12 protein-coding genes are annotated in these 17,234 nt (G+C 63.9%); 10 read left to right on the top strand and 2 right to left on the bottom strand.

All coding sequences use genetic code 11. The features are described 5' to 3' along the window. The first annotated feature begins 8 nt into the window (after positions 1-8). Positions 9-3,251, top strand: coding sequence for a carbamoyl-phosphate synthase large subunit (carB, locus tag IE116_RS23840; RefSeq protein ID WP_189616162.1), 3,243 nt, complete (start codon positions 9-11; stop codon positions 3,249-3,251). A 434-nt stretch (positions 3,252-3,685) separates the two neighbouring features. Beyond that, a complete protein-coding gene (gene greA / locus IE116_RS23845; RefSeq protein WP_189616164.1) occupies positions 3,686-4,162 on the top strand; it encodes a transcription elongation factor GreA in 477 nt (158 codons plus the stop codon). Between the two features lie 173 nt (positions 4,163-4,335). Here the strand turns inward: greA and IE116_RS23850 are convergent, their stop codons facing one another. Beyond that, entirely contained in the window at positions 4,336-5,043 is a 708-nt protein-coding gene (locus tag IE116_RS23850; protein WP_189616165.1) for a YhbY family RNA-binding protein, read from the bottom strand. A 135-nt stretch (positions 5,044-5,178) separates the two neighbouring features. Here IE116_RS23850 and IE116_RS23855 point away from each other — a divergent pair, with 135 nt between their 5' ends. From IE116_RS23855 to IE116_RS23880, 6 genes are all read left to right on the top strand, one after another. Next, positions 5,179-5,835 carry an RlmE family RNA methyltransferase gene (locus tag IE116_RS23855; protein ID WP_189616167.1) on the top strand — a complete coding sequence of 219 codons (657 nt, stop codon included), beginning with the start codon at positions 5,179-5,181 and terminating at the stop codon, positions 5,833-5,835. 104 nt (positions 5,836-5,939) lie between these two features. Further along, the gene (ftsH, locus tag IE116_RS23860) at positions 5,940-7,820 is read left to right on the top strand and encodes an ATP-dependent zinc metalloprotease FtsH (RefSeq protein WP_189616169.1); all 1,881 of its coding nucleotides are present in this window, start codon (positions 5,940-5,942) and stop codon (positions 7,818-7,820) included. A 225-nt stretch (positions 7,821-8,045) separates the two neighbouring features. Then, the gene (gene folP, locus IE116_RS23865) at positions 8,046-8,903 is read left to right on the top strand and encodes a dihydropteroate synthase (RefSeq protein ID WP_189616171.1); all 858 of its coding nucleotides are present in this window, start codon (positions 8,046-8,048) and stop codon (positions 8,901-8,903) included. A 61-nt stretch (positions 8,904-8,964) separates the two neighbouring features. Beyond that, positions 8,965-10,305 carry a phosphoglucosamine mutase gene (glmM, locus tag IE116_RS23870; RefSeq protein ID WP_189616173.1) on the top strand — a complete coding sequence of 447 codons (1,341 nt, stop codon included), beginning with the start codon at positions 8,965-8,967 and terminating at the stop codon, positions 10,303-10,305. A gap of 191 nt (positions 10,306-10,496) precedes the next feature. Next, positions 10,497-10,949: a SixA phosphatase family protein gene (locus IE116_RS23875; RefSeq protein ID WP_189616624.1), complete on the top strand. Its 453-nt coding sequence runs from the start codon at positions 10,497-10,499 to the stop codon at positions 10,947-10,949. 157 nt (positions 10,950-11,106) lie between these two features. Beyond that, on the top strand, positions 11,107-11,961 hold the full coding sequence (locus tag IE116_RS23880) for a GNAT family N-acetyltransferase (RefSeq protein ID WP_189616175.1): 855 nt from the start codon (positions 11,107-11,109) through the stop codon (positions 11,959-11,961). Positions 11,962-12,092: 131 nt separating this feature from the next. Here IE116_RS23880 and ppx read toward each other — a convergent pair whose 3' ends face one another. After that, positions 12,093-13,583, bottom strand: a complete 1,491-nt coding sequence (gene ppx, locus IE116_RS23885; RefSeq protein ID WP_189616177.1) for an exopolyphosphatase — start codon at positions 13,581-13,583, stop codon at positions 12,093-12,095. Positions 13,584-13,752: 169 nt separating this feature from the next. Between ppx and ppk1 the strand changes: the two genes are divergently transcribed. Further along, on the top strand, positions 13,753-15,846 hold the full coding sequence (ppk1, locus tag IE116_RS23890; RefSeq protein WP_189616179.1) for a polyphosphate kinase 1: 2,094 nt from the start codon (positions 13,753-13,755) through the stop codon (positions 15,844-15,846). 221 nt (positions 15,847-16,067) lie between these two features. Next, entirely contained in the window at positions 16,068-17,108 is a 1,041-nt protein-coding gene (gene pstS / locus IE116_RS23895) for a phosphate ABC transporter substrate-binding protein PstS (RefSeq protein WP_189616180.1), read from the top strand. The last annotated feature ends 126 nt before the right edge of the window (positions 17,109-17,234 follow it).

Here is a 17,234-nt window from a genome sequence, read left to right on the forward strand (position 1 = left end):
GGCGAGTTATGCCCAAGCGGACAGACATCAAAAGTATTCTCATCATCGGCGCCGGCCCGATCGTCATCGGTCAGGCCTGCGAATTCGACTACTCCGGCGCCCAGGCCTGCAAGGCACTGAAGGCCGAGGGCTACAAGGTCATCCTGGTCAACAGCAATCCGGCCACGATCATGACGGACCCGGAAACGGCCGACGTCACCTACATCGAGCCGATCACCTGGCAAGTCGTCGAAAAGATCATCGAGAAAGAACGTCCTGACGCGGTCCTGCCCACCATGGGCGGCCAGACCGCGCTCAACTGCGCGCTCGACCTCGACAAGCACGGCGTGCTTGCCAAGTACAACGTCGAACTCATCGGCGCGAACGCTCACGCCATCGAGAAGGCCGAAGACCGCCAGAAGTTCAAGGAAGCGATGAACAGCATCGGCCTGGAATCGGCACGCTCGGGCGTGGCGCATTCCATGGAAGAAGCCTGGGCCATGCAGCGCAAGATCGCGATCGAGGGCAACACGCTCGGCTTTCCGGTCGTGATCCGGCCCAGCTTCACGCTGGGCGGAACGGGCGGCGGCATTGCCTACAACGCCGAAGAATTCGAGACCATCTGCCGCGGCGGCCTGGAAGCGTCTCCGACCAGCGAACTGCTGATCGAAGAGTCGCTGCTCGGCTGGAAGGAATTCGAGATGGAAGTCGTGCGCGACAGCGCCGACAACTGCATCATCGTCTGCTCGATCGAAAACCTGGACCCCATGGGGATTCACACGGGTGATTCGATCACGGTGGCGCCGGCGCAGACCCTGACCGACAAAGAATATCAATTGATGCGCAACGCCTCGATCGCGGTGCTGCGCGAGATCGGCGTTGATACCGGTGGTTCGAACGTGCAGTTCGCGGTCAACCCGGCCAACGGCCGCATGATCGTGATCGAGATGAACCCGCGCGTGTCGCGCTCGTCCGCGCTGGCTTCCAAGGCGACGGGTTTCCCGATCGCCAAGATCGCGGCCAAGCTGGCCGTGGGCTACACGCTGGACGAACTGCGCAACGAGATCACCGGCGGCGCGACCCCGGCCTCGTTCGAGCCGACCATCGATTACGTCGTCACCAAGGTGCCGCGTTTCGCGTTTGAAAAATTCCCGCAAAGCGATTCCCACCTGACCACGCAGATGAAGTCGGTGGGCGAAGTGATGGCCATCGGCCGCACTTTCCAGGAATCGTTCCAGAAAGCCATGCGCGGCCTGGAAGTCGGCGTGGATGGCCTGAACCAGAAGACGACCGACCGCGAGCGGATCGAAGTCGAACTGGGCGAGCCGGGTCCGGAACGCATCTGGTTCGTGGGCGACGCGTTTGCCCAGGGCTTCTCGCTCGAAGAAGTGCAGACCCTGACGCACATCGACAACTGGTTCCTGTCGCAGATCAAGGAAATCGTCGACATCGAACTGGCGTTGGAAAAGAAGACGCTGGCCGATCTGGACCGCAACACCATCTGGCAACTGAAGCGCAAGGGTTTCTCGGATCGCCGCCTGGCCTATCTGCTGGACACGACCGAAACCGAAGTGCGCAAGCTGCGTCACCAGTACGACGTGCGCCCGGTGTACAAGCGCGTCGACACCTGCGCCGCCGAATTCGCAACCAATACCGCCTACATGTATTCGACCTATGAGGAAGAGTGCGAGGCGAACCCGACCGACAAGAAGAAGATCATCGTGCTGGGTGGCGGTCCGAACCGGATCGGCCAGGGCATCGAATTCGACTATTGCTGCGTCCATGCGGCCATGGCCCTGCGTGATGCGGGCTATGAAACCATCATGGTCAACTGCAATCCGGAAACCGTGTCGACCGACTACGACACGTCGGACCGCCTGTACTTCGAGCCGCTCACGTTGGAAGACGTGCTGGAAATCGTCGACAAGGAAAAGCCGGTCGGCATGATCGTCCAGTATGGCGGGCAGACGCCGCTCAAGCTGGCCAAGGCGCTGGAAGCCAACGGCGTGCCGATCATCGGCACCAGTCCCGAATCGATCGACATCGCCGAAGACCGCGAACGCTTCCAGAAGCTGCTGAACAAGCTGGGCCTGCTGCAACCGCCGAACCGTACCGCCCGCACCGAATCCGAAGCCCTGGCGCATGCCCAGGACATCGGCTATCCGCTGGTGGTGCGCCCAAGCTACGTGCTGGGCGGCCGCGCGATGGAAATCGTGCACGAACAGAAGGACCTGGAGCGCTACATGCGCGAAGCGGTCAAGGTCAGCAATGACTCGCCCGTGCTGCTGGATCGCTTCCTGAACGACGCGATCGAAGTGGACGTGGACTGCCTGTCCGATGGCAAGCGTGTCTTCATTGGCGGCGTGATGCAGCACATCGAACAGGCCGGCGTCCATTCGGGCGACTCGGCATGCTCGTTGCCGCCGTACTCGCTGTCGAACGAACTGATCGAAGAGATCAAACGGCAGACCGCCGTCATGGCGCGGGCGCTGAACGTGATCGGCCTGATGAACGTGCAGTTCGCGGTCCAGGGCGGCACCGTCTATGTGCTCGAAGTGAACCCGCGCGCCTCGCGCACAGTGCCCTTCGTGTCCAAGGCGACGTCGCTGCAACTGGCCAAGATCGGCGCGTTGGCCATGGCGGGCAAGAGCCTGGACGAGCAGGGCCTCGGCGCGGAAGTCGTGCCGCCGTACTTCTCGGTCAAGGAAGCCGTGTTCCCGTTCGTGAAGTTCCCGGGCGTCGACACCATTCTCGGCCCAGAGATGAAGTCGACCGGCGAAGTCATGGGCGTGGGCACCACCTTCGGTGAAGCCTTCGTCAAGTCGCAACTGGCTGCCAGCGTTCGCCTGCCCGAAAGCGGCACGGCATTCATCAGCGTCAAGAACGAAGACAAGGTCAAGGCCGTGACCGTGGCGCAGGGCCTGCACAAGCTGGGCTTCTCGCTGGTGGCCACGCGCGGTACGGCGGCGGCGATCGAAGCGGCCGGCGTGCCGGTGCGTATCGTCAACAAGGTGACCGAAGGCCGCCCGAACATCGTCGACATGGTCAAGAACGGGGATATCTCGCTGGTGATCAACACCGTCGAGGAACGCCGCAATGCCATCGCCGATTCGCGGGCGATTCGCGTGGCCGCCCTGGCTTCGCGCGTGACCTACTACACGACCATCGCGGGCGCCTGGGCTGCCGTGGAAGGCATGCAGTACATGCGTGAAGGTGGCGGTCTGCAGGTGTACTCGCTGCAGGAACTGCACGCAGGGCTCGACATTAAATAAACGTCGTTTTGCCCCCTGACAAAGGCCCCGCAAGGGGCTTTTGTCATTTGGGGCCCGGATTCCGAGTACTGGGACGAAACGCTGGTGCTGTAATCCGTAAAAGGTCCTGCCCGAGGGAAGTTTCGCGGGCGTGGCTGGAAAAACGACAAAGGCGCCGCAAGGCGCCTTTGTTTTGGGGGGAACCCCGCCCGTACGAAAGCCGCTGCTACGGTTGAGCGTGCCGCGCCCTACGGTCCGTCAGGGATAGGGAAGAATCCCGCATTCTTGGCCGGAACGCTTGCGTCATCCGCCAAGTTTCAGGACAATCTCTGTTGATCGCCCCGGTTCTGATCGAACCGGGGTTTTGTTTTTCCGTCCGCCGCCCGGCACGCCTCTGCATGAGCAGGTGTCTTCCCGGCCCGCGGACATCCACCAGAAAGTGAAGGAAGTAGAACATGGCTGCCATTCCGCTGACCGTGCGCGGTGCCGAGCGCCTGAAGCAGGAACTGCATCGTCTGAAGACGGTGGAGCGTCCTGCGGTGATCAACGCCATCTCCGAAGCGCGTGCCCAGGGCGACCTGTCCGAAAACGCCGAGTACGATGCCGCGAAAGAAAAGCAGGGCTTCATCGAAGGGCGAATCCAGGATCTGGAAAGCAAGCTGTCGAACGCACAACTGATCGACCCGACCGAACTCGACGCCGACGGCCGTATCGTCTTTGGCGCGACGGTCGACCTGGAAGACCTCGAATCGAACGAAAAAGTGACCTACCAGGTGGTAGGCGACGACGAGGCCGACATCCGCGTCAACATGATCTCGATCTCCAGCCCGATCGCGCGCGCGCTGATCGGCAAGTCCGAAGGCGACGTGGCTGAAGTGCAGGCGCCGTCAGGCGTGCGCGAGTACGAGATCCTGAACGTCCGTTATATCTGAGCCGATAGGGTTCGGGTCCACGCAGGTCGCCGCTTAGCCGGCGGCCAACCGCCGTGCGAACGCCGGCAACCCCGTGCATCGCAACGGGTCGTCAACAAAGATGAGGTCAGGGAAGAAAGTCCGCCCACCCCGCGTCACGGTCTGCCGTGCGGGGGAGGGCGGTCACGGCGCGCTTATCTGTCGCCGCGGGTCTTGCGGGGCGCGCCGCTGCGGGCGCCGGCGCGCAGCGACAGCGCGCTGCGGGCCGAACCTGGCTTGGTGAACGACGTCGCTTTCTTGCGGGCGGCGCCCAGCGTCGAAGTCAGGCCGCCATCGGTACGGCGTGGTGCGCTCTTGCGCGCGGCGCCACGGGCCGAACCGGCCTCGTCGTGCAGCGAAGGACGCGTCTTTTTCTCGGTCGCGCCCAGGTAACGTTCGCGGGCGGTGATGGGGCCGGTGGTGCGCTCGACCTTTTCGGTACGCTTGCGCTCGGGGGCGGGCTTGCCGGCCTGGGCCTGGCGTTTGGGCACGTGCGGCTCGCTGGCCTTGCGATGCGTATTCAGGCCAAGGGTCGACACGTCGAAACCGGCCTTCTTGTCCAGGAAGGCCTTGCCTTCCGGGTCGGATTCGGTCGGGCGATACAGAATCAGGATCTTGCCCAGGTGGTGAACCGGGGCGCAGGCAAGCTGGTCGCAGATCTGGTGCAGGATCTCTTCGCGGGCGGCGCGGTCTTCACCGCCGGCGCGCACCTTGATCAGGCCGTGGGCCGACAGGTTGCGGTCGATTTCCTGCAATACCGATGCCGACAGACCCTTGTCGCCCAGCAGGACGACGGGTTTGAGGGGATGGGCGGCGGCGCGCAGGGCGCTGCGTGTTTGGGATGTAATGTCAAGGACGGGCATGGCGCGATTGTACGGGACGGCGCGTCAGGACGCAGGATTCTTTGTCCGCAGTATGCTTGCGGGTGGGCGATTTCGCCAAATTAGTGGGTTTGAGCGCGGCGAACGCCATAAACGGGTCGCCGCCATAAAGAACAGATGGCAAAAAAGAACAAGTTTTCCACCGCCTGGCTGCACCAGCACATCAACGATCCGTATGTGAAGCAGGCGCAGCAGAAGGGATACCGCGCGCGGGCGGCTTTCAAGCTCACCGAGATCCTCGACACCGAAAAGCTGCTGCGGCCGGGCGATATCGTGGTCGACCTGGGCTCGGCACCCGGCAGTTGGTCGCAGGTGGTGCGCGAACGGCTGGTCGGACCGCAGGGCGTGTTGCGTGGACGCATCCTTGCGTTGGATATCCTCCCGATGGAGCCTGTCGCCGACGTCGAGTTTCTGCAGGGGGACTTTCGCGAAGATGCCGTTATGCAACAACTCGAAATGTTGCTGGGTAATCAGGTCGTAGACCTTGTAATTTCAGACATGGCCCCCAATCTTTCGGGAGTGGGCGTGGCCGACGCCGCCCGGATGGAACATGTATGCGACCTTGCCCGCGAGTTCGCGATTGCCCATCTGAAACCCGACGGTGCGTTGGTGGTAAAGGCCTTTCACGGTAGCGGGTTTTCCCAGATCGTGAAGAGCTTCAAGGATACTTTTCATCGGGTGGTCGAACGCAAGCCGAAAGCCTCGCGGTCGAACTCCTCCGAAACGTTCCTGGTTGGCCGGGGCTTGAAGGTCAGCCGGGTGCGAGCAGAGTAGAATTTGGCAATCTGTTTCAGGCAATCAGAGTCAGGCAATGAATTTCAACCGCCGGGTATGTTCCGGGCGGTTGGCCGGTCGGCAATACGAGTAGGAGATCGACCTTGAACAATATGTTCTCCAAAGTCGCGGTCTGGATGGTGATCGCGTTTGTTTTGTTCACGGTCTTCAAGCAATTTGAAGGCCGTGCTCGCCCGCAGGATACGGTGTCGTACTCCCAGTTCATGGAAGAGGCGAAGGCAGGTCGTATCCAGAAGGTCGACGTCCAGGGCGATATCCTGAACGTTACGCCGGCCGACGGCCGTCCCTACTCCATCACGTCTCCCGGCGACCTCTGGCTGGTGGGCGACCTGATGAAGTACGGCGTGCAGGTGTCCGGCAAGCCCAAGGAAGAGCCGTCTCTGCTGATGAGCCTGTTCGTCTCGTGGTTCCCGATGCTGCTGCTGATCGGCGTATGGATATTCTTCATGCGGCAGATGCAGGGTGGAGGACGCGGCGGCGCGTTCAATTTCGGCAAGTCGCGTGCGCGGATGCTGGACGAGAACACCAACTCGGTCACGTTTGCCGACGTGGCCGGCTGTGACGAAGCCAAGGAAGACGTGCAGGAACTGGTCGACTTCCTGCGCGACCCCACCAAGTTCCAGAAGCTGGGCGGCCGGATTCCCCGCGGCGTGCTGATGGTGGGCTCGCCAGGTACGGGCAAGACGCTGCTGGCTCGTGCCATTGCAGGCGAAGCCAAGGTGCCGTTCTTCAGCATTTCCGGCTCGGACTTCGTTGAAATGTTCGTCGGCGTGGGCGCGGCCCGTGTCCGCGACATGTTCGAAAATGCCAAGAAGCAGTCGCCTTGCATCATCTTCATCGACGAAATCGATGCGGTGGGTCGCCAGCGCGGCGCCGGCCTGGGTGGCGGCAACGACGAGCGCGAACAGACGCTGAACCAGATGCTGGTGGAAATGGACGGCTTCGAGACGAGCACGGGCATCATCGTGATCGCCGCGACGAACCGTCCGGACGTGCTGGACCCTGCACTGCTGCGTCCGGGCCGTTTCGACCGCCAGGTCGTGGTGCCGCTGCCCGATATTCGTGGCCGCGACCAGATCCTGAAGGTCCACATGCGCAAGGTGCCGGTCAATACCGACGTCGACGCAACGGTGCTGGCCCGTGGTACGCCTGGATTCTCGGGCGCCGACCTGGCCAACCTGGTGAACGAAGCCGCGCTGTTCGCAGCCCGCCGCAACGGCCGTACGGTCGAAATGTCGGACTTCGAAAAGGCCAAGGACAAGATCATCATGGGCGCCGAGCGCCGCTCGCTGGTCATGCCTGAAGAGGAACGCCGCAACACCGCGTACCACGAGTCGGGCCACGCGATCGTTGCCCGCATGCTGCCCAAGACCGATCCCGTGCACAAGGTCACCATCATTCCCCGTGGCCGTGCCCTGGGCGTGACGATGCAGCTGCCGGAAATCGACCGGTACAGCATGGACAAGGAGCGCATGCTCAACACCATCTCGGTGCTGTTCGGTGGCCGGATCGCCGAAGAAGTGTTCATGCACCAGATGACCACGGGCGCATCCAACGACTTCGAACGTGCCACGGCCATTGCCCGTGACATGGTGACGCGCTACGGCATGACCGACACGCTCGGCACCATGGTGTACGCCGAAAACGAAGGGGAAGTGTTCCTGGGTCGCAGCATCACCAAGACGACGCAGATGTCCGAGTCGACTATGCAAAAGGTCGATACCGAGATCCGCCGCATCATCGACGAGCAGTACGGCGTTGCGCGCAAGATCCTGGAAGACAACCGCGACAAGGTCGAAGTGATGACCAAGGCTCTGCTCGAATGGGAAACCATCGATATGGACCAGATCAACGACATCATCGAAGGCCGCCCACCGCGTCCGCCGAAGGTGACGGAGTCGAGCAACACGCCCACGCCGCCGACGACGCCCGGGGTCACCCCGAACGCGCACGCGCCGGCCTGATGTTCCTGCCCTGTGCATCGGTCGGGTCCTGCCTGAAAGGCTAGGCCGGACCGGTGCCACGGCAGTCAGCATGTCCTGCTACGGCCTATTGCGGATCTTCTGCAATAGGCCGTCGTCGTTTCAGCAGCTGCCGATCCGGCGGTACTGCGCGGCACGGCACTGCGCAGCACGGCACTGCCTTACCCTTCTTTCCCACTCCGTCCCTTTGCTGATCCACCTTCCGGAATGATCGATCTTCCCGCTTCTGCCTCCGTGCTCCACTGCGGCCGCTACGCCCTCGACCTCTCGCGCCCGCGTGTGATGGGCATCGTCAACCTGACGCCCGACTCGTTTTCCGACGGCGGGCGGCACGCCACGGTCGATGCGGGCGTCGCCCACGCGCGGCAACTGCTGGCCGAAGGCGCCGACATCCTGGACCTCGGGGGTGAATCGACGCGGCCCGGCGCGGCAGAGGTGGCGGAGGCTGACGAACTGGCCCGCGTTCTGCCGGTGATCGAGGCGCTGCGCGAATGTGGGGTGCCGCTGTCCATCGACACCGCCAAGCCGGCCGTGATGCGCGCGGCCCTGGCGGCCGGGGCCGACATGATCAACGACATCTGGGGGTTTCGGCAGCCGGGCGCGCTGGAAGCGGTCGCGGGCAGCGCGTGCGGCCTGTGCGCCATGCACATGCAGGGCGAGCCGCGCACCATGCAGGCCGCGCCCGAGTACGATGACGTCGTGGAAGACGTGCTGCGGTTCCTGCGGGACCAGGCCGCGCGGCTGGAAGCGGCCGGCGTGGCCCGGGGCCGGATCAGCCTGGATCCCGGTTTCGGGTTCGGCAAGACCGTGCCGCAGAACTATCGACTGCTGCGCGAACTGGACCGTATCGTCGCGCTCGGCTATCCGGTCCTCATCGGCGTCTCACGCAAAAGCATGATCGGTGCGGTGACCGGTAAGGCGGTGGAGGACCGAATGGCGGGGAGCGTGGCCGCTGCCCTGTCAGCCGTGCAGCGGGGGGCGAGAATCGTACGTGTGCACGATGTCGCTGCAACCGTGGATGCGCTAAAAATCTGGGGAACAGTGGAAACTGTCGCCACACCATAACTTCTGCACGCATCGCGCGCAGAACAGACGTTGCAGACGCTGCAAAGAATAAGGACGGCACATGGCGACGAGTCGCAAATATTTTGGTACCGACGGCATCCGCGGGGAAGTCGGCGGTCCGGTCATCAACGCGGAGTTCGCACTCCGGCTGGGGTATGCCGCCGGCCGCGTGCTGGCGCAGCGGGGGGCCAACGGCAAGCGGCCGGAAGTCCTGATCGGCAAGGACACGCGGATTTCCGGCTACATGCTGGAATCGGCGCTTGAAGCGGGCCTGTCGGCTGCGGGCGTGGACGTGTTGCTGGCGGGGCCGATGCCTACGCCCGCCGTCGCCTACCTGACACGCGCCTTGCGCCTGTCGGCGGGCATTGTCATCAGCGCCTCGCACAATCCGTATTTCGACAACGGCATCAAGTTCTTTTCGGACCGCGGCATGAAGCTCGCCGACGAGGTCGAACTGCGGATCGAAGAAGCCCTGGAGCAACCCGTGGGCTGCGAGCCGTCCGAAACCCTGGGCAAGGCGCGCCGCCTGTCGGACGCCAACGGCCGGTACATCGAATTCTGCAAGGGCAGCTTTCCGTCCGACCTGAGCCTGAACGGCTTGCGCATTGTCGTGGACGGTGCGCATGGCGCCGCCTACCAGATCGCGCCCAGTGTCTTCGAAGAACTGGGTGCGACGGTCATCGCCGTCGGCTGCAAGCCCGATGGCATGAACATCAATGCCGGCGTGGGCGCGACGCACGTCGAGGCCCTGGTGCGCGAGGTCAAGGCGCACCAGGCCGACCTGGGCATTGCGCTGGACGGTGACGCCGACCGGTTGCAAATGGTCGATGCCGACGGCCGGTCCTTCAATGGCGATGAGCTGCTGTATGTGATCGTGCGCGAACGGCTGTCGGCTGGCCCGGTCGCCGGGGTGGTCGGCACGCTCATGACCAATTATGCGTTCGAAAAGCAGATGGCCGCCCTGAATGTGGGCTTCGCTCGCGCCGCGGTGGGGGACCGGTACGTCATGGAACTGATGCAGGAACGCGGCTGGTTGTATGGCGGCGAGGCATCGGGCCATGTGATCTGTCTGGACCGCCACACGACCGGCGACGGCATCGTGGCGGCCCTGCAGGTGCTGGCCGCCATGCAGCGCGCCGGCAAGTCCCTGGCCGAGTTGCTGGAACCGCTGCGCCTGTTTCCGCAGAAGCTGGTCAACGTCCCGCTGGCCGAAGGCGTGGATTGGGCGTCGCACGCTGGTCTGGCGGCCGCCACCCGCGAGGCCGAGGCGCGTGTGGCCGGCCGCGGCCGCGTGCTGATCCGCGCGTCGGGCACCGAGCCCAAGCTGCGCCTGATGGTCGAAGCCGAAGACGAAGCCCTGGTGGATGATTGCCTGGCGCTGCTCGAGGGCAGCCTCAAGTGAGCCGGCGCACGCATTCGAACGACAACAAGGACCACAACAAGGACCACAACAAGGACGACAACAAGGACAAGGACGACGCCACCGGCGCCGGACGCAAGCCGGTCATCCTTCCGGGCGACACGGCCTGTCAAGGTCCGGTCACTCAATCGTCGCAGAATGAGGACCCTTTGTCCCTGATCGAAACGGATTCCATGAACTTGCTCCTTTGGCGCCACGCCGAGGCCGAAGACGGCCACGACGACATGCAGCGTGCCCTGACCAAACGCGGCCGCAAGCAGGCGGAGCTGGGCGCGGCCTGGCTGCGCCAGCACGCGCCCGCCGACCTCAAGGTGCTGGTCAGCCCGGCCGTGCGCACCCGGCAGACTGCCGATGCACTCAAGCTGGACTACACCGTGATGCCGGATCTGGCCCCGGATGCCGAGCCGGCCAACGTGCTGGCCGCATCGGGCTGGCCGTTTGCCTCGACGTCGGTGCTCGTCATCGGCCACCAGCCGACCCTGGGCCGGGTCGCCAGCACGCTGCTGGCGGGCGAGGACCTGCCCTGGACGCTCAAGAAGGGCGGCATCTGGTGGCTGGCCCGCCGTCAGCGGGACGAAGATTTCCAGGTCGTCGTGCGCGCCGTCGTCAATCCCGAACTGCTGTAAGCGCGCCGGGCGCCAGCCCGATGCGGCATCCTGATGCGGCATCCCCCCGCAGCATCCCCCCGCGGCCGTGGCGTTTTCACGGCCGCGTCACATCCCGGTCAAGGAACTGCAACGCAAACCCCCGACACTAGTTCAACTAGCCAAGGGGAGTGCGTACATGCTCGAGTTCAGCCGCATCGAAGCCCGTCGTCCGATTCCGGATGTCGCTCACCACCGTATTTCCGAACCTGCGCAGACCACGGGCTTTGCCGTGGGTCTGGCGCGGTCGTGGAGCGAGGTCGAGGCCGCGCAGCGACTACGCTATGAAGTCTTTACCGAAGACATGGGCGCCATCTTCCCGAACGCCGTGAACGGCGTCGACGAAGACCGTTTCGACGCCTGGTGTGAACACCTGATCGTGCGCGAACTGACGACCGGCCGCGTCGTCGGCACCTACCGCATCCTGGGCCCCAAGCAGGCCCGCCAGGCGGGCAATTACTACTCCGAATCCGAATTCGACCTGACGGGCCTGGCGTCCATCCGGTCTGAACTGGTCGAGTTCGGACGCTCGTGTACCCACCGCGATTACCGCAGCGGCGCCGTCATCATGCTGCTGTGGTCGGGGCTGGCCGAGTTCCTGCGCCGCGCCAACTACCGCTACGTGCTGGGCTGCGCCAGCGTCAGCCTGCGCGATGACGGTGCGACGGCGGCAGGGGTGTACCGGGCGGTGGCCGAGCAACTGGCCTTTCCCGGCCCCTTGCAGGTATCGCCCCTGCACCGCCTGCCAGTGGAACGGCTCGACGCCGATCTGCCGACACGGGTGCCGCCGCTGATCAAGGGCTATCTGAAACTGGGTGCCCGCGTGTGCGGCGAGCCTGCCTGGGATCCGGACTTCAACACCGCAGACTTTCCGATGCTGTTGTCGGTGGATACGATGGACGACCGCTATCGCCGCCACTTCAACCTGGCCCCGGGGGTCGCCCAGCCTTCGCAGCAGACCGCGAATTCAGCTGAGCTTCAGGTGCAAGCGTGACGACCTGGCGGCGGGTCCCGGCGCCGGGCCTCGCTCCCATGGGCCGGCGGGCGGCGCTGCGGCGTCAGCTGCGCCGCCAGTGGCGGCGCGCCGGACTGCGCTTCATGCGGCACACGACCGGCGGCCTGCGTTCAGAGCTCAAGCAGCTCGAACGTAAAGCCTACCTTGCTCCATTCTGACTCTTCGGCGCGAAGGGTAAAGTCGGTCAGCGGGTGATCCTTCAGCCAGCCGGCCTCGACCTTGACGGTGACCGACCGATCCCGCAAGGACACCGTGACCGGCAGGCTGTCCAGGTCTTCCCGGCGGCGGAACAGCACGGCGGCCAGGCGCAGGCACAGAATCGCCACCCACTGCGCGTCAGTGCGCACCAGCGATTGCAGCTTGCCGAGCTTGCCGAGGTGTCCCAGGGTCAGCAACGCCAGCTGGCGCTGGTCCTGCCGCGAAAACCCCGGCATGTCGGCGTTTTCCAGCACGTAGGCCGTGTGCTTGTGGTACGTGTTGTGAGCGATCGACAGGCCCAGTTCATGCAGGTCGGCCGCCCAGCCCAGCGCACTTTCCAGTTCTTCGAAGCCCGGCGTATTGGCCGGGACCAGGCTGGCGAACATGGCCAGCGCGGCCGTCTTGACGCGGGTGGCCTGGGCCACGTCGATCTCGTAGCGCACCATGAACTGGCGCACCGTGTCGTCGCGCTTGTCGGTTTCGGCGTCCCGGCCCAGCAGGTCGTACAGCACGCCCAGACGCAGCGCGCCGTCGGCCGTGTTCATCGAATCGATGCCCAGTTCGTCGAACACCGCGCTCATGATCGCCAGTCCGCCCGGCAGCACCGAATAGCGGTCCACCTTGGCGCCCAGCAACTGCGCCCGGTCAACCGTGCCCGCCTTGATCAGGCGTTCCTTGAGTTTGTCGAGGCCGCGGCGCGTGATGCCCTGGTCCGAAAACCCGGATTCGACCAGGATCGTGCCCAGCGCCTTGCCGGTGCCCGACGACCCGAAGGCTTCCTTCCAGCCGGTGCGCCGGTATTGCTTGGCGATCACTTCCAGTTCGCGGCGCGCGGCCAGTTCCGCCTGCTTCATGCCGTGGGCGTCGATCACGCCGTCGGGAAAGTAGGCGCGGCTGTAGCTGACACAGCCCATGTACAGCGATTCCATCAGTTCCGGTTCGAAGCCGTTGCCGATGATGAATTCGGTGGATCCGCCGCCGATGTCGACCACCAGGCGTTTTTCGGAAGAGGGCGGCAGCGAGTGCGCAACGCCCGAAAAGATCAGGCGGGCCTCTTCGCGGCCGGCGATGACCTCGATCGGAAAGCCCAGGGCGGCTTCGGCGCGTGGCAAAAAGTCCGACACGTTGCGCGCCACCCGGAAGGTATTGGTCGCGACGGCGCGCACGCGGTCCGGATGGAAGCTGCGCAGGCGTTCGCCGAATCGTTCCAGCACCGAAATCGCCCTATCGATGGCTTCGGGACCGAGCGTCTTGTCGGGGCCCAGGCCGGCCGCCAGGCGCACGGTTTCTTTCAACCGGTCGACCTGGTAGACCTGCGCCGTCTCGCCATCGCGCGCGATACGACCGATAAGGAGCCTGAAGCTGTTGGAGCCGAGGTCGACGGCGGCGAGCATGGAATTCATAGGGTGGGTAACCGGCAAGGTGACGTTCCCGGGGGATAGGGGCGGGAGCGCAAGATTAAGTGATTGCTGTGACAGGATCATGTCTTTGTCATAGGCTAGTCATCATTTTGACGCAAAATGGACCGCTGCTTCGGGGTGTGCCCGGAGCCAGCCTCTTTTCGGACCGTCTATGGCATCACGTTTGCCCGTCAACGAACTCTTCCTGAACCGTGAATTGGCACTGCTCAAATTCAACGAGCGGGTGCTGGCGCTGGCCGAAGACGAACGCACGCCCCTGCTCGAGCGCCTGCGTTTCGTCTGTATCGTCAGCTCCAACCTCGACGAGTTCTTTGAAATCCGGGTGGCCGCGCTGAACGAGCAGCTTAGCCAGAATCCGAGGGTAAAGGGGCTGGATGGCCGCACTCCCGAAGAAGTGTTTCAGACGGTGTCCGCCGGCGCCCATGCGCTGATCGACCGGCAATACGCCTTGCTCAACCAGGTGATCCTGCCCCGCTTGCAGGGCGAGGGCGTCATGCTGCACATGGCCCAGACCTGGACCGACGCGCAGCGGGAGTGGGCGCACGAGGTCTTCCAGATGGACGTGATGCCGCTGCTCACGCCGATCGGCCTGGATCCGGCCCACCCGTTTCCCCGCGTCTTCAACAAAAGCCTGAACTTTGCGGTGCAACTGACCGGCCGCGATGCCTTCGGCCGCAATGCCGCCATCGCGATCGTGCAGGCGCCGCGCGCGCTGCCGCGGCTGACGCAGATGCCGCCCGAGCTGTCGGGCCATCCGCATGGCTACGTCATGCTCACTTCCTTCATGCAGGCTTTTGTTGGCGACCTGTTCCCCGGCATGAAGGTCAACGGCTGCTACCAGTGGCGCGTCACCCGCAACAGTGACCTGTTTGTCGATGACGAAGAAATCACCAATCTGCGGCACGCCCTGCAAGGCGAATTGACGCAGCGCCACTTTGGCAACGGCGTGCGCCTGGAACTGGCGGACTCGACGCCGCCCGACCTGCAGCAGTTCCTGCTCAAGGAATTCTCTTTGCAGCCGCGTGACGCCTACCGCGTGGACGGCCCGGTCAACCTGTCGCGGCTGATGCAGCTCGTCGACCTGGTGGACCGCCCGGACCTGAAGTTCGCCGAATTCCGCGCCGCCGTGCCGCCGCCTTTTGACGAACGCTCGCTCACACCCGACGCCATGTTCCGGGCGATTTCCGAGCATGACCGCCTGTTGCACCACCCGTACGAGTCCTTCCAGCCCGTCATCGACTTTCTGACCGCGGCTGCCGCGGATCCTGCGGTGGTCGCCATCAAGCAGACCATCTACCGTACCGGCGAAGATTCCGAACTGATGCGCCTGCTGCTGGCTGCGGCCAAGTCAGGCAAGGAAGTGACGGTGGTCGTGGAGTTGATGGCGCGTTTTGACGAGCAGACCAACATCAACTGGGCGTCGCGCCTTGAAGAGGTCGGCGCGCACGTGGTGTACGGCGTGGTGGGGCACAAGACCCACGCCAAGATGGCGCTGGTGCTGCGCCATGAAAAGGGCCGCATCCGCCGCTACGGCCACCTGGGCACCGGCAATTACCATCCGCGCACCGCAAGGCTGTACACGGATTTCGGGATGTTCACGGCCGATCCGCGCATCTGCGAGGACATGGACCAGATCTTTGCGCAGCTGACTGGCCTGGGCGAGCAGCGCAAGCTCAAGGCGCTGCTGCAGGCCCCGTTCTCGCTCCATGAAACCATGGTGTCGATGATCCGGCGCGAAGTGCGGCATGCCAAGGCGGGCAAGAAAGCCAGGGTGATGGCCAAGATGAACTCGCTGCTTGAGCCGACCATTATTGAAGAGCTGTACAAGGCCAGCCAGGCCGGGGTGCAGGTCGACCTGGTGGTGCGCGGCGTGTGCACCCTGCGCGCCGGGGTGCCGGGCCTGTCCGACAACATTACCGTGCGTTCACTGGTTGGCCGATTCCTGGAGCATTCGCGGGTTTTCTATTTCCTGAACGACGGGCAGGAGGCGGTCTACTTGGCGTCGGCCGATTGGATGGACCGCAATTTCTTCCGGCGGGTCGAAGTCGCGTTTCCGGTGTTCGACCCCGCGCTGAAGAAGCGCGTGGTCGATGAGGCGTTCAATTTCGCATTGCGGGATACGCAGCTGGCATGGATCCAGCAGCCCGACGGCGATTACGTCCGGATCAAGAGCCGCCGCAAGCCCATGAACCTGCACACGCACCTGATGACGCAGATCGGCGGGCATGTGGCGGTGTCGGAATAGGGCAATGCGGCTGGGAAGCAACAGGCGCGGGTAACAGGCCCGGGGTACAGGCCCGTGGCACAGGCCCGTGGCACAGGCCTGGCGCCCGCGCCGGACGACTGGCTCAGGCCAAGGCAGGGTTTTCGCCTACGTCGTTCATGACTGTCACGGTCATGTCATATTGCCTGGGTATTCTGCATGAGTACGCTGTCTTTCCCCCACCCAACGCAGAGGGTCCTGCAATGTTCAAGCACGTATTCAAGCAAGTTTCGGTCGCTGTCGCTTTCGGTCTGGCATCTGTCGCCGTCCATGCAGCCGACATCACCGGCGCTGGCGCATCGTTCCCGTACCCCATCTACGCCAAGTGGGCGTCCGACTACAAGGCTGCCACGGGCAACACGGTCAACTATCAGTCCATCGGTTCGGGCGGCGGCCAGAAGCAGATCATCGCCAAGACTGTCGATTTCGGCGCCTCGGATGATCCGATGAGCGGTGCGGACCTCGACAAGAACGGCCTGCTCCAATTTCCCGCAGTGATCGGCGGCATCGTGCCGGTGGTCAACCTGCAAGGCATCACTCCGGGCCAACTGAAGTTCACCGGCGAACTGCTGGCAAACATCTACCTGGGCAAGGTCAAGAAGTGGAATGACCCGGCCATCGCCCAGCTGAACCCCGGCGTGACGCTGCCAGCCACCGACATCATCGTCGTCTACCGTTCGGACGGCTCGGGCACCACCTTCGGCTGGACCAACTACCTGTCGAAAGTCTCCGCCGACTGGAAGTCGACCGTCGGTGAAGGCAAGGCCGTGAAGTGGCCTGCTGGCCAGGGCGGCAAGGGCAACGAAGGCGTCGCCAACTACGTGAAGCAATTCGCCGGTTCGATCGGCTACGTCGAATACGCCTACGCCAAGCAGAACAAGCTGTCGCACGGCCAGGTGCAGAACAAGGACGGCAAGTTCGTCCAGCCGGAAGAAGAGGCATTTGCTGCCGCTGCCGCCGGCGCCGACTGGAAGAGCGCGCCAGGCATGGGCGTGATCCTGAACAACGAACCGGGCGCCAAGGCCTGGCCGATCACCAGCGCGACGTTCATCCTGGTCCACAAGACCCAGGACAAGCCCGCGCAGGCCGCCGAAGTCCTGAAGTTCTTCGACTGGGCGTTCAAGAACGGCAAGAAGTCGGCTTCGGAAATGGATTACGTGGCACTGCCTGACGCCGTGACCACCCAGATCCGCGGTCTGTGGAAGTCGGACATCAAGGACACGAGCGGCAAGGCCGTCTTCTAAGTTCTGGCTGTCAGCATGATCGGGAGCACTGTCCTGCACCTGGGGCGTGCTCCCGTGTCGTGTGTCCCACCTGCACGTCGTTTTACCCCTGCAACACCCCAGAATTCGTCCCTATTCATCTCCTTT

Origin of the sequence: Pigmentiphaga litoralis, assembly GCF_014651835.1 — a bacterium.
GTDB classification, from domain to species: Bacteria; Pseudomonadota; Gammaproteobacteria; order Burkholderiales; family Burkholderiaceae_B; genus Pigmentiphaga; species Pigmentiphaga litoralis.